At 64.5% G+C, this 18,865-nt stretch carries 18 protein-coding genes; 9 read left to right on the forward strand and 9 right to left on the reverse strand.

All coding sequences use genetic code 11. The annotated features are described in order from the left end of the window. Positions 1-36: 36 nt before the first annotated feature. The 6 genes from P7F60_RS08955 (at position 37) to P7F60_RS08980 (ending at position 7,397) form a co-directional block, all read left to right on the forward strand. Positions 37-858 (forward strand): ATP-binding cassette domain-containing protein, encoded by an 822-nt coding sequence (locus P7F60_RS08955; RefSeq protein WP_277917387.1) that lies wholly within the window; start codon positions 37-39, stop codon positions 856-858. After that, positions 855-2,099, forward strand: a complete 1,245-nt coding sequence (locus tag P7F60_RS08960) for a sugar ABC transporter permease (protein WP_277917388.1) — start codon at positions 855-857, stop codon at positions 2,097-2,099. Before P7F60_RS08955 ends, P7F60_RS08960 begins: the two co-directional genes overlap by 4 nt. 24 nt (positions 2,100-2,123) lie before the next feature. Continuing rightward, entirely contained in the window at positions 2,124-2,852 is a 729-nt protein-coding gene (locus tag P7F60_RS08965; RefSeq protein ID WP_277917389.1) for an SDR family oxidoreductase, read from the forward strand. A 93-nt stretch (positions 2,853-2,945) separates the two neighbouring features. After that, positions 2,946-4,577, forward strand: coding sequence for an FGGY-family carbohydrate kinase (locus P7F60_RS08970; protein WP_277917390.1), 1,632 nt, complete (start codon positions 2,946-2,948; stop codon positions 4,575-4,577). Positions 4,578-4,967: 390 nt separating this feature from the next. Beyond that, positions 4,968-5,819, forward strand: a complete 852-nt coding sequence (locus tag P7F60_RS08975; RefSeq protein WP_277917391.1) for an alpha/beta hydrolase — start codon at positions 4,968-4,970, stop codon at positions 5,817-5,819. Between the two features lie 33 nt (positions 5,820-5,852). Further along, positions 5,853-7,397, forward strand: a complete 1,545-nt coding sequence (locus P7F60_RS08980; protein ID WP_277917392.1) for an ABC transporter substrate-binding protein — start codon at positions 5,853-5,855, stop codon at positions 7,395-7,397. A gap of 101 nt (positions 7,398-7,498) precedes the next feature. Here P7F60_RS08980 and P7F60_RS08985 read toward each other — a convergent pair whose 3' ends face one another. Genes P7F60_RS08985 through P7F60_RS09010 form a run of 6 tightly spaced genes read right to left on the reverse strand, consistent with a single transcriptional unit; the run spans position 7,499 to position 13,709 of the window. Next, the gene (locus tag P7F60_RS08985; protein WP_277917393.1) at positions 7,499-8,236 is read right to left on the reverse strand and encodes an MOSC domain-containing protein; all 738 of its coding nucleotides are present in this window, start codon (positions 8,234-8,236) and stop codon (positions 7,499-7,501) included. A 3-nt stretch (positions 8,237-8,239) separates the two neighbouring features. Beyond that, entirely contained in the window at positions 8,240-9,073 is an 834-nt protein-coding gene (locus P7F60_RS08990) for an alpha/beta hydrolase (RefSeq protein ID WP_277917394.1), read from the reverse strand. 32 nt (positions 9,074-9,105) lie between these two features. Next, complete coding sequence (locus P7F60_RS08995) at positions 9,106-10,767, reverse strand: ABC transporter ATP-binding protein (RefSeq protein ID WP_277917395.1); 1,662 nt, start codon at positions 10,765-10,767, stop codon at positions 9,106-9,108. 4 nt (positions 10,768-10,771) lie between these two features. Continuing rightward, positions 10,772-11,605 carry an ABC transporter permease gene (locus P7F60_RS09000; RefSeq protein ID WP_277917396.1) on the reverse strand — a complete coding sequence of 278 codons (834 nt, stop codon included), beginning with the start codon at positions 11,603-11,605 and terminating at the stop codon, positions 10,772-10,774. Beyond that, positions 11,602-12,543 (reverse strand): ABC transporter permease, encoded by a 942-nt coding sequence (locus P7F60_RS09005; protein WP_277917397.1) that lies wholly within the window; start codon positions 12,541-12,543, stop codon positions 11,602-11,604. The genes P7F60_RS09000 and P7F60_RS09005 overlap by 4 nt, the downstream gene beginning before the upstream one ends. Further along, the gene (locus tag P7F60_RS09010; protein WP_277917398.1) at positions 12,525-13,709 is read right to left on the reverse strand and encodes a C45 family peptidase; all 1,185 of its coding nucleotides are present in this window, start codon (positions 13,707-13,709) and stop codon (positions 12,525-12,527) included. Before P7F60_RS09010 ends, P7F60_RS09005 begins: the two co-directional genes overlap by 19 nt. Positions 13,710-13,876: 167 nt before the next feature. Between P7F60_RS09010 and P7F60_RS09015 the strand changes: the two genes are divergently transcribed. Further along, positions 13,877-14,776 carry a GntR family transcriptional regulator gene (locus P7F60_RS09015; protein ID WP_277917399.1) on the forward strand — a complete coding sequence of 300 codons (900 nt, stop codon included), beginning with the start codon at positions 13,877-13,879 and terminating at the stop codon, positions 14,774-14,776. Positions 14,777-14,863: 87 nt separating this feature from the next. Here the strand turns inward: P7F60_RS09015 and P7F60_RS09020 are convergent, their stop codons facing one another. After that, positions 14,864-15,367 (reverse strand): hypothetical protein, encoded by a 504-nt coding sequence (locus tag P7F60_RS09020; RefSeq protein WP_277917400.1) that lies wholly within the window; start codon positions 15,365-15,367, stop codon positions 14,864-14,866. A 103-nt stretch (positions 15,368-15,470) separates the two neighbouring features. After that, positions 15,471-15,857, reverse strand: a complete 387-nt coding sequence (locus tag P7F60_RS09025) for a hypothetical protein (protein ID WP_277917401.1) — start codon at positions 15,855-15,857, stop codon at positions 15,471-15,473. A gap of 295 nt (positions 15,858-16,152) precedes the next feature. Here P7F60_RS09025 and P7F60_RS09030 point away from each other — a divergent pair, with 295 nt between their 5' ends. Further along, positions 16,153-17,016 (forward strand): hypothetical protein, encoded by an 864-nt coding sequence (locus P7F60_RS09030; protein WP_277917402.1) that lies wholly within the window; start codon positions 16,153-16,155, stop codon positions 17,014-17,016. 10 nt (positions 17,017-17,026) lie between these two features. Continuing rightward, the gene (locus P7F60_RS09035) at positions 17,027-17,605 is read left to right on the forward strand and encodes a HutD family protein (RefSeq protein ID WP_277917403.1); all 579 of its coding nucleotides are present in this window, start codon (positions 17,027-17,029) and stop codon (positions 17,603-17,605) included. A 44-nt stretch (positions 17,606-17,649) separates the two neighbouring features. On the opposite strand, the gene P7F60_RS09040 is transcribed toward P7F60_RS09035, so the two are convergent. After that, positions 17,650-18,822 carry a LysR substrate-binding domain-containing protein gene (locus P7F60_RS09040; RefSeq protein ID WP_277917404.1) on the reverse strand — a complete coding sequence of 391 codons (1,173 nt, stop codon included), beginning with the start codon at positions 18,820-18,822 and terminating at the stop codon, positions 17,650-17,652. Between the last annotated feature and the right edge of the window lie 43 nt (positions 18,823-18,865).

Raw genomic sequence — 18,865 nt, forward strand, 5'->3', positions numbered from 1 at the left:
CCGGACATCCAGACCAGTCGAAAGGGGCCGAGGGCCATGACAGCCACGCTTCAAACTGCTCCCGCCAAAGGCGAACCGGTGCTGCGCCTGCGCGGTGTATCCAAGAATTTCGGGGCCGTATCCGCGCTGACGGATATCGAGCTCGACGTCAAGGCCGGCGAGGTCGTCGCCCTCGTCGGCGACAACGGCGCCGGCAAGTCGACGCTGGTCAAGGTGCTTGCCGGCGTTCACCAGCCCTCTTCCGGCACCATCGAGTTCTGCGGCCAGCAGGTTTCGCTCGACAGCCCCGCCGAGGCGCTGGGCATGGGCATCGCCACGGTTTTCCAGGATCTGGCGCTGTGCGAAAACCTGGATGTCGTCGCAAATCTCTTCCTCGGCCACGAGCTCTCGCCCTGGGCGCTCGATGAAGTCGCCATGGAAGTGCGCGCCTGGACGCTGCTGCGCGAGCTTGCCGCGCGCATCCCCTCCGTGCGCGAGCCGATCGCCTCGCTGTCGGGCGGCCAGCGCCAGACCGTCGCCATCGCCCGTTCGCTGCTGCTCAATCCGAGGCTCATCATGCTCGACGAGCCAACGGCGGCCCTCGGCGTCGCCCAGACGGCCGAAGTGCTGAACCTGATCGAGCGCGTGCGCGACCGCGGCCTCGGCGTCATCATCATCAGCCACAACATGGAGGACGTGCGCGCCGTTGCGGACCGCATCGTCGTTCTGCGTCTCGGCAAGAACAACGGCGTCTTCACGCCGGATTCGTCCAATCAGGAACTCGTTTCCGCAATCACCGGCGCCACGGACAATTCCGTCTCGCGCCGTGCCGACCGCAAGGCCGGTCATGCGGCAGAAAGCCATGGGGGAGCAGCATGAGCCAGAATTCGTCCCAGCCGATGCTGGACCGCAGCGACGAGCGCGTGCGTCACGACGACAGCCTCGCCGCCATGGCCAAGGGCTTCATCGACCGCGTGCGCTCCGGCGATCTCGGCATGCTGCCCGTCGCCGTCGGGCTCGTCGTCATCTCCATCGTATTCTCGGCGCTGAACCCGATCTTCCTCGCGCCCAACAACCTCGTAAACCTGCTGTTCGATTGCGCCACCGTCGGCGTCATCTCGCTCGGCATCGTCTGCGTGCTGGTGCTCGGCGAAATCGACCTCTCTGTCGGATCGATGAGCGGTCTGGCGTCGGCCATGGTCGGCGTGCTCTGGGTCAACCAGGGCTGGCCGATCGTCGGCGCCGTGATTGCGGCGCTGGTCGTCGGCGCCGGCGTCGGCCTCCTCTATGCGACGCTCTATAACCGGCTGGGCATGCCGAGCTTCGTTGCCACGCTTGCCGGGCTGCTCGCCCTGCTGGGCATGCAGCTTTACATTCTCGGCCCCACCGGCTCGATCAACCTGCCTTACGCCTCGGCGCTGGTGCGTTTCGGCCAGATCCTGCTCATGCCGGACTGGCTGTCCTACACGCTGGCCCTCGTGCCCGGCCTCGTCATGATCGGCAGGGGTCTGCAGACCCGCAAACAGCGCCTTGCCGCCAACCTGTCGGCCCAGCCGATGCGGGCGCTGATCCTCAAGGCCGCAGTGCTGACCGTGGCGCTGGAAGCGGCCGTCTTCTATCTCAATCTCGGCCGCGGCATTCCGTGGATGTTCGCCCTCTTCGTCGCACTCGCCGTCATCCTCAATTACGGGCTGACGCGCACCCAGTGGGGCCGCTCGATGTTCGCCGTCGGCGGCAACAAGGAGGCGGCGCGCCGCTCGGGCATCAATGTGCGCCGCATCTATATGAGCGCCTTCATGCTCTGCTCGACGCTCGCAGCACTTGGCGGCATCCTCTCGGCGTCGCGCCTCGCCTCATCCAGCCAGCAGGCCGGCACCGGCGACGTCAATCTCAACGCGATCGCGGCGGCCGTGATCGGCGGCACCAGCCTCTTCGGCGGTCGTGGCAGCGCTTATTCGGCCCTACTCGGCATCATCGTCATCCAGGCGATCTCGAACGGCCTGACGCTGCTCAACCTGTCGTCCTCGCTGCGTTACATGATCACCGGCGGCGTCCTCGCAATCGCCGTCATCGTCGACTCGCTCGCCCGTCGCTCCCGCGTCAGCCACGGCCGCGCCTAACCAGACTGGAATGGAGTTCAAACCATGGCTGACCTCATGAAGGGCAAGATCGCTGCCATTACGGGCGCCGCCTCCGGCATCGGCCTCGAATGCGCCAAAACCCTGATCGCCGAAGGCGCGAAGGTGGTTCTCGTCGACCGCGCACAGGACAAGCTCGAACAGCTCTGCAGCGAACTTGGCCCCAACGCGCTGCCGCTCGTCGTCGATCTGCTGAAGCCATCCGACGTCTCGGGCATGCTGGCGCGCATCCTCGACGTCGCCGGCGGGCTCGACGTCTTCCACGCCAATGCCGGCGCCTATATCGGCGGTCCCGTGGCCGAAGGCGATCCGGATGCCTGGGACCGGATGCTGAACCTCAATATCAATGCGGCCTTCCGCTCGGTTCATGCAGTTCTGCCCTACATGATCGAAAAGAAAACCGGCGATATCCTCTTCACCTCGTCGATCGCCGGCGTCGTGCCCGTCGTCTGGGAGCCGATCTACACGGCCTCGAAATTCGCGGTGCAGGCTTTCGTGCATTCGACGCGTCGGCAGGTGGCGCAGCATGGCGTGCGCGTCGGCGCTGTTCTGCCCGGACCGGTGGTCACCGCATTGCTCGACGACTGGCCGAAGGAAAAGATGGACGAGGCGCTGGCGAACGGCAGCCTGATGCAGCCGAAGGAGGTGGCGGATGCCGTTCTCTTCATGCTCACCAGGCCGCGCAACGTCACGATCCGCGATCTCGTCATCCTGCCCAACAGCGTCGATCTCTAGAGCATTTCCGTCTCTCCCGGACATGTTACAGAGGCCGGGCAAACGGCCTGGCGCCGTTTGCCCATGTCATTTCTCCTTGAAGGCAATGGTCCCATGAACACTTCAGTCACCGCAGGGTCCACAGGCGCCGGACCTTATCTGATCGGCGTCGATGTCGGCACGGGCAGCGCGAGAGCCGGTCTCTTCGATCTCTCGGGCCGGATGCTGGCCTCGGCAAAACGCGACATTTCGCTGTTTCGCGGGCCGGGCGCGATGGTGGAGCAATCGAGCACCGAGATCTGGGCCGCCGTCTGCGCCTCGGTGCGCGAGGCGATGCAGAAGGCCGCCGTCGCGCCGGAGGCCGTCGCCGGCATCGGTTTCGATGCAACCTGCTCGCTGGTGGTACTTGGAGAAAAAGGCAAGCCGCTGCCGGTCGGTCCATCAGAAGATCCGGAGCGCGACATCATCGTCTGGATGGACCATCGGGCGGTGGATCAGGTCGAGCGCATCAATGCCGGCGGATACGACGTTCTGCGCTATGTCGGCGGCATCATCTCGCCGGAGATGGAAACGCCGAAACTGCTGTGGCTGAAGGAAAACCGGCAGCAGGTCTTCGATGCCGCCTGGCAATTCTTCGACCTCGCCGATTTCCTGACCTGGCGCTCGACCGGTGACCTCGCCCGCTCCACCTGCACCGTCACCTGCAAATGGACCTATCTTGCCCATGAAAAACGCTGGGATCCGGGCTATTTCCACGGCATCGGCCTCGGCATGCTCGCGGACGAGGATTTCGCACGCATCGGCCAGCGTGTCGTCGAGCCCGGCACGCCGCTCGGCGAGGGACTGACGCAGCAGGCGGCGGCCGAACTCGGCCTTGTCGCGCGCACGCCGGTCGCCGCCGGGATGATCGATGCCCATGCGGGCGGCATCGGCACGGTCGGCGTCGACGGCCCGCCGGAAAACAATCTCGGTTACGTCTTCGGAACCTCCTCCTGCACCATGACCTCCACCCATGAGCCGGTCTTCGTGCCGGGCGTCTGGGGGCCGTATTTCTCCGCCATGGTGCCGGGCATGTGGCTCAACGAGGGCGGGCAGTCGGCCGCAGGCGCGGCTATCGAGCAGCTTCTCTCCTTCCACCCGGCGGCGGGCGAGGCCGGGGAACTGGCAAAATCGCGCGGTCTGTCGCTGCCGGTCTTGCTGGCGGAGCTGGCCGTGGAAAAAGCCGGCGGATTCTCCGAGGCGGCAAGGCTCGCGGATGGCTTGCATATCGTGCCGGAATTCCTCGGCAACCGCGCGCCCTTTGCCGACCCGCATGCCCGCGCGGCCATCGTCGGCCTCGGCATGGAACGGGATATCGGCAATCTCGTCGCCCTCTACATCGCCGGCCTTTGCGGCATCGGTTACGGCCTGCGCCAGATCATCGATGTGCAGGCGGCCGCCGGCGCGCCGATCGACAGGATCGTGATCAGCGGCGGCGCCGGCCAGCTCGATCTCGTGCGCCAGCTTCTCGCCGATGCCACGGGCAAGCCGCTTCTCGCCACCCGGTCGGAGGAGCCGGTGCTGCTCGGGGCCGCCATTCTCGGCAGCGTCGCCGGCGGGGTTTTCCCGGATATGCGCGCCGCCATGGCCGCCCTGTCCGCGACCGATCGCACATACCGGCCCGCCGGCAGCGATACCGCCGCCCTGCATGCCAAACGGTATGATGCCTTCCAGCGGCTACAGACCCTGGCCCGCGAAATCCGCTAGATCCTGTTCGAGGACATAGGTCTGGTTCGGTCTTCGGGAGGCAGCGAGCTGCCTCCTTTCCCCTGAATGAAAGGTCGAATGCCGCAACGTCCTCAAGCGGGCGGCGGCTGTTTCCGGTGCGGGTTGTTCAGCGACAGCGCCCGCGATGCAGGGAACCTGCTGCCGCGATATGCGACAGACCACATCTTCTTATCCGACAAATTCAGAATCCGGTTTCCAGTCGACCTGCGCATGGCGCCGGCGGCCGGCGCCGTCGCTTCGACAGGATCAATTTCATCTCTCCAGACATGCTTCCCAATCATGCACGACGACATCGGCCACAATCAGCTAAAAAGCTTTTCATGCACATAAAATTATGAAATAGTCTCTTCAACTGGAGGGAACACACGCATGCGCAAAGTCGGCGGTCACGGTCAAAAGCTTTCCTATTACGATTTCGGGCATACCACGGTTTACGCCTCACGCTTCGATCAGCGTTTTCCCTATTGCGCATATGTTCCCGACGATTACGAGGAAGATGGCGAAAAGACCTATCCGCTGGCGGTCATCGTTCATGGGACGGAGCGCGGCATGCTGGCCTATCGCGACGCCTTTGCCGATTTTGCCGAGGCCAACGGCGTCATTGTTCTCTGCCCGCTCTTTCCAGCGAACATCTGCTTTCCCGGTGATCTTTCGTCCTACAAAATGCTAAGGGCGGGTGATCTGCACTACGATGCCGTCATGCTCGATATGATCGCCGAGATTCAAGAGAAATACCGCATCGAGGGCGACCGGGTGATGATGTACGGTTTTTCCGGCGGCGGGCATTTCACCCATCGTTTCCTGTATCTGCATCCCGAACGCCTTCTCGCCGCCTCGATCGGCGCGCCGGGCGTGGTGACGCTGCTCGATTTCGACCATGATTTCTGGGTCGGCGTGCGCGATTTCGAAAAGGTCTTCGGCAAGGCGGTCGATCTCGAGGCGATGCGCAAGGTCGCGGTGCAGATGGTGATCGGCGGCGACGACCTCGAAACCTGGGAAATCACCATCAAACCCGGCGATGCCTGGTACATGCCGGGCGCGGATCTGGCCGGCGCAACCCGCAACGACCGCATGCGCGCGCTCAAACGCAGCTTCGAGCAGTACGGCATCGCCGTGCGCCACGATATCGTTCCGGGCATCGCCCATGACGACCGCGAACTGATCGGCCAGGTGAAGGACTTCTTTGCAGAAACGCTGGGCGCGAACCGCGCGCGCTCCTGACGACAACGAAGCGGGGAACAATCGGAGACGACCATGAACCGGATATTCTTGATTTCGACGGCGCTGGCGGCGGGATTGCTGTTTGGCGCCGCCGCGCAGGCCAGCACCCTCAACATTCGCATCAACGCCGATATTCGCGGCGTCGAGGGGCTGAACCGCGACGCCAATACCGACACCGTGCTGCACCACATCTTCGAGACCCTGGTCGGGTTTCGCGACGACCTGACGATCGGCCCGGTGCTGGCCGAATCCTGGACGGTGTCCGACGACGGCAAGACCTACACCTTCACGCTGCGCGACGGCGCGACCTTCCACAATGGCGACCCCGTGACCTCGGCGGACGTCAAATGGAACTGGGATCGGCGTGTCGCCGCCGGCGCGGCCTGGTTCTGCAATGCGTTCTTCGATGGCTCACAGGGGCTGAAGGTCGAGGCAGTGGAAACGCCCGATCCGCGCACCGTCGTCTTCAAGATCAACGAGCCGAATGCGCTGTTCCTCGCCCAGCTTGCCAATATCCAGTGCAACGCCTGGATCGCCAGCCCGAAGAATGTCGGCGCCGATGGCAAGTGGATCGGCGACAGCGCCATCGGCAGCGGCTCGTTCAAGCTGAAGGAATGGCAAAAGGGCCAATACGTCACGCTGGAAAAATATGCCGGCTACAAGCCGCTGAAGGAAAAGGCGAGCGGCTACGCGGGCGACCGCACCGCATTGGTCGACGAGGCCAAATTCATGATCATCCCGGATACTTCGGCCGCCGAAACCGCCCTGTTTGCCGGGGAAATCGACGTGCTGGAGAATTTCGAATCGCAGCGCATCGAGGAAGCCAAGGGACGCGGCGTGCAGGTGATGACCACCGCCGGCCTGTCGCTGACGCCGCTTCTGATCCAGACGAACGATCCGCTGATGTCGAACGTCAAGCTGCGCCAGGCGATTGCCCATGCCATCGACTTCAAGCAGATCGCTGCCGCGCGCACGGCCGGCCTTGCGGAGTTCAATCCGTCCGGCGTGCCGCAGGCCAGCGCCTTCTTCGATCAGGATTTCCTGAAATGGCCGGATTACAATCCCGAAACCGCCAAGGCGCTGTTGGCCGAGGCCGGCTACAAGGGCGAAACGATCAAGATCCAGACCAACACCCGCTACCAGGGCATGTATGAAAACAGCGTGCTGGTGCAGGCGATGCTGGCGAGCGCCGGCATCAATGCCGAGCTGGAAGTGCTGGATTGGGCGGCCCAGCTCGACAATTATCTGGCCGGCAAGTTCCAGATGCAGTCCTTCGGTTATTCCGCCCGCCTCGATCCCTCGCAATTCTACGGCATCATCATCGGCGACAAGAAGACCGACCTGACGGCGCAGTGGGACAATCCCGAGGCCAACCAGTTGCTCCTGAAATCGACGAAGACGACGAATTTCGAGGAGCGCAAGGCGATCTTCAAGCAGATCCACGAATTGATGGCCAGGGATGTGCCAATCCTCGGCATCTATTACGAGCCGGTCGTCGCCGCCGTCGGGGCCAAGATCGAAGGCTTTGCCGTGTGGCCGGCCGACAAGGAACGCGCCTGGGGCGTCAAGAAGAACTGAGCCTCTTTCCCATCGAGATGAAAGGCGGGCAAACCCGCCTTTTTTCATGGGCGTTTTGCCGCTTCGGGAGAGCTTGTAAAAGGGTATCGCCGGCGTGCCGGTTACCTGTCCGCGAAACCGATGGTGTCGCCGACACGAAGGGTCGCTTCGCCGTCCACGGTGCACAGCGCGCCAAAACCGCCCTCGCCATGCTGGCTGATCTTGTGCAGCACGGCTGGCATGAAGGCCAACTCCCCTTGCGCCAGCGCAGTGAAGGTACAGCGCGCGCAGGGCTCGGAAAAGGTGACGATCGCATCGCCGATGGCGAGCTTGCGGCCGATCAGCCGTTGTTCGACCAGGCCGGTGAATTCGGGATCGGTCTCGACGACGATATTGGGGCGGAAGCGGCGCGGCTGCACCTCTTCCGGCCTGCCGAGAAGGTCGCCCAGCTCGCGCAGGGAGGCGGTGGTCAGCAAGTGAATGTCGGCACGCTGGTAGCGTGGCGCGATCCTGCCCTCAGCCTCCGAACCATAGGGCAGATGCGGGCGAAAGGCGGCCGGAAAGCCGAGGAAGCGGCTGGCCATCTCCGCCGCCTCGGCGGAATCGACGGGGAGCCAGGCGCTGTCGCCGTCGCTGACCTCGATGCCATCAGGGCCGATGCGCGAATGCAGGTTCGGCAGCGGTCGCCAGGGCTTGCGGTTTTCCGGTGCGGCGATTTCGCCGCTTTGCGCCTCGACGATACCCCACAGCCGGTCATGTTCGAAACCGCCGGGCGAAAGCCGTGCTTGTTCCAGACGTTCGCCGCTCATGGAACTGACGGGATAGCGCCAGAGTTCGATAACGCGGCCGAAGGATTGCATGTCTCATCCCTTTCTTGAGGAGGCGAGAACCGTGGAGAACCAGTGCTGTACCACCGACACCATGGCCCGGCCATCATGGCCGGCGCCGGGAACGATATCGTGGCGCACGGCAATACCACAGGATTCAAGGCTTTCGCGCAAGGCCGCCATGCGCTGCAGCCGGTTGGCCTCGGCCAGGCTTTCGGCGCCCGGCATCCACCAGCTGTCTTGCGGTGTCAGGCGAATTTCCCAAGTCTCCTTGTCCTCGCCGCCGATCACCATCTGCACGGGAACCCGACGCATGGCCTCGATATCCAGCGCCGTGCCGAAGATCGCCTCGAAATTGCGCACGCCGACCCAGAAATCATGATCCGGGTCCAGCAGCGTCACGATACCCGGGGCGCCGATGGAAACGCCCATCAGCCGCTCGGGATGGATGTAGAGAAAACGGTGCGCAAAATGGCCGCCGCCGGAAAAGCCGTGCAGCAGGAAGCGATCCGAACGCAGGCGATAGCGCTCCGCCACCTCCGCCACCATGTCGAGCAGCACCAGGTCGTAGGCGATGCCGCCATCCCTCATGAGCTTGTAGCTGGACAACTCGCCCGGTGCCGACATGCCGGCGGGGAAAAGCGGGGCCAGGATGATGGCGCGCTCGCGTTCGGCGAAGTCTTCAAAGAAGTTGCGATAGGTTTCCGCCGAGCGCGCCGTGCCATGGACGAGCACCACCAGGTCGAATGCTTCCCCTCCCTGCCCGTCGTATTCGCGCGGAACATAGAGGCAATAGCAAAGCCGCGGCTCCATGCGGCTGGCGAAATAGGGGGTACGGCCGCGATCGTAGAAGCCGAGGCGGCCGGCCATGCCACCTTCCCGGAGCGGAGGCGGCGCGAAACTCATGATCCCGCCGCCTGCCTCTGCGCCGCCTCGCCGGCAAAGGAGCGGTCGAGCAGCATGGCCGCGTCGAGCAGCCGGCGGGTATAGGCCTGCTGGGGCCGGTCGAAGACGTCGTCACGCGCACCGATTTCGACGATGCGGCCGTTTTCCATCACCGCAACGCGGTCCGCCACCTGTTCCACCGCGCCGAGATCGTGGGAAACGAACAGGCAGGCGAAACCGTATCGTGCCTGCAGGTCGCGAAACAATTTCAGGATCTGTTTCTGCACGGTCATGTCGAGCGCCGAAACCGGCTCGTCGGCGACCACGAAGGCCGGCCGGCCGACGATGGCGCGGGCAATCGCCACGCGCTGGCGCTGGCCGCCCGAAAGTTGATGCGGAAAACGGTCCGCGAACTCAGGCGCGAGGCCGACTTCCGCGAAAACCTCCCGCACCCGCTCCTGCCGCTTGGCGCGATCCAGGCCTGGGTCGAGCTTCAGCGGCTCGCCGACGATATCGGCGATGCGCTGGCGCGGATCGAGTGAGGAATAGGGATCCTGGAAGACGATCTGGATTGCCTGCCGCAGGTTGCGGCTCGTCGCGGCCCGGTCATAAGCGAGCGGCTGGCCGCGAAACGCCATGCTGCCTTGCGAAGGCGTCACCAGCCCGACGATGGCGCGGCCGAGCGTCGTCTTGCCCGAGCCGGAGGCCCCGACCAGCGCCAGCGTTTCGCCCCGGTTGACCGTCAGGTCGACACCGTGGACGGCGCGTTTTCCCGCTGTCTTGCCAAACAGTTTCGCGCGGCCCGGATAATCGATGACGATATCCTTCAGCTCGATCAGCGGCTCGACGGCAGTGTCGGCCAGACGAATGCCGCCGGCGCTGCGGCGCGGCAGGGCATCGACGAGGCGTCTGGTATAATCATGCTTGGGCGCATGCAGAACCTCGGCGCTGCCGCCCTGCTCGACCGCCTTACCCTTGTGCATGACGACGACATTGCGCACGTAATGGGAGACCATGCCGAGATCGTGGCTGATCAACAGCACCGACGTGTTGTTTTCCTGCGTCAGTTCCACCATCAGGTCGAGGACGTCGCGCTGGATCAGCGTGTCGAGCGCCGTGGTCGGCTCGTCGGCGATCAGCAATGCCGGCTTGAGCAGCATGACCGAGGCGAGCATGATGCGCTGACGCATGCCGCCGGAAAATTCATGCGGATAGGCGGCGAGACAACGCTGCGGATCCTGAATGCGGATGCGCTCCAGCATGGCGAGGCTGCGGTCGCGGATCTCGCCCTTGCCGAGCTTGCGGTGCAGCGCCAGTCCCTCGGCCATCTGCTGGCCGATGGTCATCGACGGGTTGAGCGACACCATCGGCTCCTGGAACACCATGCCGATCTCGGCGCCCCTGATCTCGCGAAGCTTGGCCGGCGGCAGCGTCGTCAGATCGATGCCCCGCAGGCGTATCCGGCTTTCCGGCGCCACCTCGAACGGCGGCGGCAGCAGGCCGAGCACCGAGCGCGCCGCCATGGTCTTGCCGGAGCCGGATTCGCCGACCAACGCCAGCATCTCGCCGGCCGGCAGCGCAAAGCTCAAATCGTCGACGACGGTGAAGCCGCTGCGGTCTATCCGCACCGAGAGGTTTTCGACCGAGAGGATGGTCTCTTTTTCGTCTGCAACGGCCATGGGGTCAATCCTGCATCTTCGGGTCGAGCCAGTCGCGCACCGCATCGCCGAGGAGATTCACGCCGAGCAGCGCAATCGAGATGCAGAGGCCGGGCAGAATAACGATATGCGGCGCCTGATTGATGTAAGGCCGGCCGGTGGAGAGCATATTGCCCCAACTCGGCGCCGGCGGCGGTACGCCAAGCCCGAGGAAGGACAGCGCGCTTTCCGACAGCACCACCCAGCCGAACATCGTCGTCGCCAGCACCATGACCGGCGCCACGCAATTCGGCAGCACATGCCGCAACATGGTGACGATCTCGCTATTGCCCATCACCCGGGACGCCTCGACATATTCCCGCTCACGGATCGAGAGGACCGTGCCGCGCACGACGCGGACCGCGACCGGCATATAGGCGATGCCGAGCGCGACGATGATGCCATTTCGACTGGCGCCGAACACGGCCATGAAACCCAATGCCAGCAGCAGGCCGGGAAAGGCAAGCAGCGCATCGTTGACCATCATCAGTAGGCGATCCGTCCAGCCGCGCAGGAAACCGGCGAGAATGCCGAAGATCGTGCCGAAGACGATGGCGAAGATAACAGTGGAAAAGGCGATCCAGGCGCTGGTGCGCGCGCCATAGATCAGCCGGCTGAGGATATCGCGGCCGAATTCGTCGGCGCCGAGCAGGTGATCTGGCGACGGCCCCTTGAGGCGGGCGAGAAGATCGAGCTTCAGGGGATCGTAAGGCGCAAGCCACGGACCGAAGATCGCCACGAACAGCAGCAGGCCGACGACGACGATGCCGATGAGGCCGTTGAACCTTATGGCCGGAATGCGAAGAGCCCGTGCGATCATGCCGTCACCCTTGGATCGAGGAGCGGATAAAGGAGATCGACCAGCAGGTTGACCACCACATAAATAAAGGCCGTAAACAGCAGGCAGCCCTGCACGACGGGATAATCGCGGGCATAGATGCCGTCCACCAGCAGGCGACCGAGGCCGGGAATGGTAAAGACGGTCTCGATGACGGCGATATTGGCAAGCAGGCTGCCGAGAACCAGCCCGATCAGCGTCAAGGTCGGGGCAAAGGCGTTCTTGAAAGCATGGCGCCACATGACCGCCGCCTCCGACAGGCCTTTGGCGCGCGCATGGGTGATATATTCCAGCCGCGCCACTTCGATGGTGCTGGCCCGCGCCATGCGGGTGATCGAGCCGGATTCGACCAGAACCAGCGTGACGACGGGCAGGATGATATAAAGCAATGCGCTGCCGAAATCGCGGCTGAATGGCACATAGCCGACGACCGGCAGCCAGCCGAGCTTCAATCCGAAGATCAGAAGCAGCATCAACCCGGCCCAGAAACTCGGGATCGACAGCAACAGCGTGGAGGCCGCGATCACGGCGATATCGCCGCTGCGGTTCTGCCGCCAGGCGGCGAACATGCCGGCCGGCACGGCGATGACGGTGGCGAACAGAACGGCCACGAGAACGATGGTCGCCGAGACGGAGAAGCGTTCGAGGATCAGCGGCAGGACGGCCTGGCGAGTGGAGATCGACTGGCCGAAATCGCCGGTCAGCACATTGCCGAGCCAATAGAGATATTGCAGCGCGATCGGCCGATCGAGGCCCATTTCGGCGCGCAAGGCCTCCACCTGTCCCGGCTGGGCGAGATCGCCCAGCATCAACGCCGCCGGATCGCCCGGAATCATGCGCATCAGCACGAAGACGATGATCGAGACCAGGAACAGGGTCGGGATCGACGAGGCGATCCGGGTCAGGATGAAGCGGACCATCGGCTCTCCTCCTCGGTTCTGTCCGGGCAAGCGCCGGCCGCGCGGGCAAGCGCGCCCTTCTCCATCGTCAGGTCGTAACGCGTGAACTCGCGGTTGATCGCCGGCAGCGGCGCGACCTCCATGATACCCTTGGCCGGTTCGCAGAGGATCATCGCCACCGTCGCCGAGAGATTGCCGCCCTCCTTGGCCATCGGCGCGCGGCAGACGCAGAACGGGGCGGCGAAATCGTCGAAGAAAGCACGCTTGAGATCGTCGGCGGTCAGCTTGCCGCCGGTTTCCGCCAGGACTTTCTGAACGCGGTGGTCGCGGTAGAGACTGTCGGGAACGCTGGCAAGGCCGGTTTCCTTCAGCTTCGACAGCGCGATCGCGCTTTGCCAGTGGTTGGCATGCACGATCATGCCGTTTTGTGGATAGATCGGGAAGGCCTCGTCCGGCGCGCATTCGAGATCGACCGCATAGCCCTCGGCCGTGCTCAACATCATGTTGTTGGAGCCGGATTTCGGCGTGATGGCGACGACGCGCAACGCCAGGGCGAAATGTTGCGCCTCCAGCGCCCGGCGGCGGATGAAGGGCAAGGGAATGCCCATGTCGCGGTAATCGCGGTCGCTTTCCAGATAATTGGCGGTGATGGTGATGCCGGCGGCGTTGAAGCCGCTGCGCGCCAGGCCGCCGGCCTCGGTGAAGGTCAGGATATCCGGCCCGTCCTCACGCAGGATGCGCAGCACGATGGAAGTATCGGCGCATTCGGCGCGCCAATCCCAGTTCTGGCCGTGGATGACGGTGCCGTCGCGCGTCACCTCCGGCAGCAGCACGGCGCCGGTGCAGCCATCCGGCTCCTCATCGGCGACGCCGGCCTCCAGCCGCGCCAGTTGCAGCACCTCGGTGCGGGCATTGACGAGCACGATGGCTGAGAGATCGACACCGGCGCCCTCGGCAATGCCTTCCATCTCGGTCACCAGATCAGGCGCCCAATCGCGGATGCGCGGCAGGAAGGCGGTGACCAGGCGCTCGATATTGGCATCGTCGAAGCCAAGGCGATGCAGTTGATCGGTGTAGAGCCCGGCCGAAAGCCGGATGCGTTCGCGCGCTGTTTCGCCATAGATGCGCCCGCGCTGACGCGGCGCGCCGCTGATCTCGATGAGGGGAAAGGGAGTGATCTTTGCCATATACGCTGCCTTCGGTTCCGTCATTCACCGAAGCATAATGCATTTTGTCGATATGAAAAGCAATAAATTCGAAAAATGCGGAGTCGCATTGCGCCGCAGGCGCGCTATAATGCAAGAGCGAAACAAGGGGCGTCTTGGACGACATGGATTTATCGGAAACCGGACAAGTGGATGGTCCGAGCACGCTGCAGCTCGATCTGGCGCGGCGGATCATCGACCGCATTCGCGACGCGGATTTGCGCGTCGGCACGCGTATCTCGGCGCCGGAACTGGCGCGGCTGTTCGGCGTCTCGCGCTCGCCGATCACGGGCGCGCTCGATCTCCTGGTGGAAAAGGGCGTGCTGCAGCCGATGGAAAAGCGCGGGCTCAGGGTGGCGCGCGATGTCTCGACGCTCGATCTTGGCGAAATCCTGCCGAATTCGCCGATCGAGGAACTCTATCGCCAGATGCTGCGCGAACGGGCGCAGAACGAGCTGCCGCAGGAAGTGTCGGAAGCCGAGCTCATTCCCCGCTACGGCGTCTCGCGCGGCATCGTGCGCAAGCTGCTGATGCGTTTTGCGGCGGAAGGCCTGGCGCAGCGCCTGCCCGGCCATGGCTGGCGCTTCGTCGATACGCTGGATGGCGACGAAGCCTATCGTGAGAGCTATGAATTCCGCGCCATCGTGGAATGCTCGGCGCTACGCACCCCGAACTTCAACGTGGATGCCGAGATCGCCGCCCAGATCCGCCGCGCCCATGAACGCATCCTGAGCGATCCCGCCAGCCGCTCGGGCAGCGACGAATGGTTCCGCGTCAACGCCTTTTTCCATGAAAATCTGGCCGGCTTTTCCGGCAACCGTTTTTTAACCGATGCGATCCGTCACCAGAACAATCTGCGCCGCATGCAGGAATCCGCCGCCTTCTTCGAACTACCGGCAGAGCGGATCGAGCAATCCTGTCGCGAACATCTCGCCATCCTCGACGCCGTCGAAAGCGGCGACCTCGAATGGGCCGAGGCACTGTTGCGACAGCATCTGAAGCAGGCATCGGAATACGGATTGGGCGGCAAGGCGAACGCCCGCGCCTGATGCGCGGGCCAACCGGCAGGTCCCGTTCCTGTCGAGTCATTCATGTCGCGCACCCCTCGTGCGGGCGTTCTCCCTTGCCGCAAACCTTCATTTCCATTCGTAGGCGCGCTCGCCGTGATACGGGCGTTCGGCGACATAGGCGGAGCCGTCGCCATCCTGCGATACGAAGGCCAGGGCGTCCGCCGCATCGTTGAAGCCGACGAATACCATGAGCATGGCGCGAGCGGCTGGGTGACCCTTCTTGCGGTAGGAAAAATGGACTGCGCAATGCGGATAGCGGGGATCCACCGTGGCGGCGCCCGACCGATCACCGGTCAGGGCGATGAACTGGTCCAGCGCGAAGAAGCGGTCGATGGCGGCGAAGGCGGTGGCCTGCGAGACTTGTCGGTTGGCGCCGCCATCGGCGGGGCGGCCGTAATACAGGGCGTCGGTCTGGCCCTTGCGCCGTTTCGTTTCATAGACGATCAGGCCGCCGGCTGCGGCCAGTTCCAGATGAACGTCGAATGTCTGGAAGCGTTCCGGCTGACGATCCAGTTCCGAAAAAAGTGCTCTCAGCTCGGCGATATAGTCGGCATAAAGTGCAGCGGTCATGGGGCCTCGCAGGAGCGGTTTCTTCGCCGCGCTGTAGCATGGCCCTGCTGTTGCCGATACCGGATTCGTGCAGGGCCGCCCTTTTGGCGGCCCTGCCCAAGGATCAATAATTCGACCGCTCGACCCGGTCGAGAATCTGCAGCAGCAGATCGGCGCACACCTTCATCGGCTCGTTCTCGGCGCATTTGACGTCGATCTTGGTATCGCCGGTCTTGATGTGGAAATGCGCGGCCCTGGACGGCGGCGGTGGAGGCGGCGGTCGATGGCCTTCCGGCCGCATGTGACCGTGTTCCCGGGCGTCGCGCGGCGGCGGAGGCGGCGGCGGTGCGGCATCGTCATTGTCGTCGGCATCGACGCGCGGCAGCGGTGCATCGTCGGGGGAAGGTGCTGCCTGTTCCGCGCCCGGCGGTGGCGGTGGTGGCGGCGTCTGGGCGATGGCGGTTCCGGCAAGCGCGGAAAGCGCGAGGCCTGCGAGGAGAAAGCGCTTCATGTTTCGTCCTTACTGTGTTTGAGGCGCTTCAATAACGAGGAAATGAGCCGGAAGTTCGGGGAACCGGAAAAAATACGCCGGAAACGACCGAAGCCTTCGAGAAGCCTCGGCGTTCCGCCTGGTCGCCACGTTCGCGCTTCTAAGTGACATGCAAGCATCGATCGCGCGCGGAAAATGCGACGGCGCGCTTCCGTGAAGCTGCCGAGGATTTCCCGATGCAATGGTACGAAACATCGGATTTTCGCGCGCGAGCGCCGGACGCTAGTGTCGGGGGTCTCAACAGGAGCGCGATAAGATGGGCGCGATGATATCCGCATTGCCGCTACCGCACCATGCGCAAGGCATGCCCGCCATGGTCGAGGATCGTCTCGATGCCGATCATCCTTTGCGCGGCGCCGTCCTTGCGCTCGGCAATTTCGACGGTTTCCATCTCGGCCATCAGGGGCTGGCGCGGATGGCGCAGCGGCTTGCCGCCGGCCGGCCGGTGGCGGTCATGTCCTGCGAGCCGCATCCGCGCAGCTTCTTCGGCAAGGAAACCGCGCCTTTCCGGCTGGCGACACCGGCGGCCCGGCGCGTGCAACTCGGCCAGCACGGCGTGGATTTCATCTATTCGCCGCGCTTCGACCGGGCCTTTGCCAGCCTCAGCCCGCTGGAATTCGTCGACCGCATCCTCGTCGAGGCGCTCGGCGTCGCCCATGTGATCGCCGGACCGGACTTCCGCTTCGGCAACCGGCGCGCCGGCGACATGGCGCTGCTGTCGGAACTGGGCGCCGCCCGCGGTTTCGGCGTCGGCATCGCCCCTGACATCACCCATGCCGGCGTGCGCGTCTCCTCGACGCTGGTGCGGGCGGCAATCGAGGCCGGCGACCTCTCCGGCGCCGCCCGGCTGATGGGGCATGGCTGGCTCGTGGAAACGGAGCGCACCGCCGATGGCCGCCTCTGGCTGCACCCGACGCTCTGTCGGCCCCGACCGGGACGTTATCTCGCCTGTATCGAGGGGCGGAACGAGTGGTTGCACGTCGAAATTACCGGCGATGGTGAGTTCCGGCCGCTCGGGCCGCATTCGCTGCAGGCCCCACCGCAACTCTGGCGTCTGGAGCGACAAATGAACGGGTGCTCTTCGCTCGCCGGCGGGGGGCCGCTGGCGCCCGCTGTTTGAAAGGAAAACCATGACGATACGATACCTGCCCGCCACCGGCTATGTGTCCATGCCGTGGAAGAACGGCACGGGCTCCACCGACGAGATCTGCCTGCTGCCGCCCGATGCCTCGCGCGATGCCTTCGAACTGCGGGTCAGCCGGGCGATCATTGCCACATCCGGCCTCTTCTCCGCCTTTCCCGGCGTGGAGCGGACCATCACCGTGATCGAGGGCGAGGGCCTGGCCCTGGAATTCGACGACCACGACGTAGACCTGACGACAGGCCAGCCCCACCGCTTCGATTCCGGCCTGACGCCGGTCGGCGTGCCCAAGGGCGGGACGGTGCGCGTCGTCAATGTCATGGCGGCGCGCGATGCCTGGCACCTCGCCCCGGCCGAAATTCTCACCGCAGGCACGCTTGTGCAGCCCGAGCCGCATGGGCTGACCATCGTTTTTGCGTTGCGCGGCGCATCCGAACTGTCGGATTCGCAGGCAACCGTCACTCTCGGCCAGGAGGATTGCGCCCTGCTGGACGCACCCGCCCGGTTCGTGCCGGAAAACGGTTCCGCCCTGCTTGTCGTGCCGCTTCGCCGGGCGTCGGGCGCCTAAGCCATGTCTTGCGCGGCAGGCCTTTCGGCCTGCCGCGTGATCGGTCAGGCGGCCGATGGGCTCTTCCTGAAAACCTCAAGGCAGCATTCGATGAAGCGCCGGGCCGGGCCGGAAAGCGCCTCGCCCTTGCGGTGGGCGATGACGATCGACGAAGGAAGCGGCTGGCCGACCAGGGGCCGCGCCACCAGCTTCAGACCGTCATAGGTCATGTCCGCCGCCGGCTTGGTGGCGAGAAGCGCATAGCCGAGGCCATGGCCGACCAGGCCGCGCACCATTTCGAAGGAGATCGAGCGATAGGCGATCAGCGGCTCGACGCCGGCAGCGCGCATGACGCCGACGAAGTAGTCGGCGCTCGGCGGCGCATCGAGCAGCACCATCGGCTCTTCCGCCAGCTCCGTCGCCTCGATCTCCGTCTGCGCGGCGAGGCGATGGCCGTCGGGCAGCAGAACGTAGGGGAACAGATGGTCGAGCGGGATCTTTTCCAGTTCGTCGCCGAGGTCGATGTCGTAGAGCAGTGCCAGCTCGCTTTCGCCGGCGCGCAGGCTTTCGCTCAGCCGACGCTGGTCGCCCTCCACCAGACGGATGCCGATGCCTTCCATGCGCTGGATCAGGCGCGGCATGATGAACGGGCCGAAGGTGTGGAAACAGGCGACCGACAGCCGGCTTCCGGCATTCGCCCGCGCCGCCGTCAGCGACCGGGCGCCGTCGATCCGCATCGAGGCGCCATAGGCGCGGTTCGCATAGATGAGCGGCGAGCCCCCGCCGGAAACATGCAGCTCGCGCACCTCGCACAGGAAGATATAGTGGGTTCCGACCTTTTCCGAGGAGATGAGCCGGCAATCGAAGGCGACGAGCGGATCGACGATGCGCGGCGCGCCCGAAGGCATCGACACCCATTCCGCACATTCGAACTTGTCGTTCACCTCGTCCTTGAAGCGGCCGGCAAAGGTGTCGGAAATATAGGACTGGTCGTCGCGCAGCACGTTGACGCAGAGAACGCCGTTCTCGACGATCCTTGCCGCAGCCGGGCTGAGGTGATGCACGCAGACGAGCATGGTCGGCCAGGTGCTGTCGGCCGATACCGAGGCCATCGCCGAGACCGTCACGCCGGCGCGGCCCGCCTGGCCGTCCGTGGTGACGATGTTCACCGTGCAGGCGGCATGGCTCATTCCTTCGAGAAACTTAAGCCGAATGGTCTGTTCAGTCTTTGCGTCCACGCCCGGCACTCCATCGTTCTAATTGGTTGAATGGCACCGCCCG

The sequence above is a fragment of the Rhizobium sp. YJ-22 genome (assembly GCF_029601685.1).
GTDB lineage: Bacteria > Pseudomonadota > Alphaproteobacteria > Rhizobiales > Rhizobiaceae > Metarhizobium.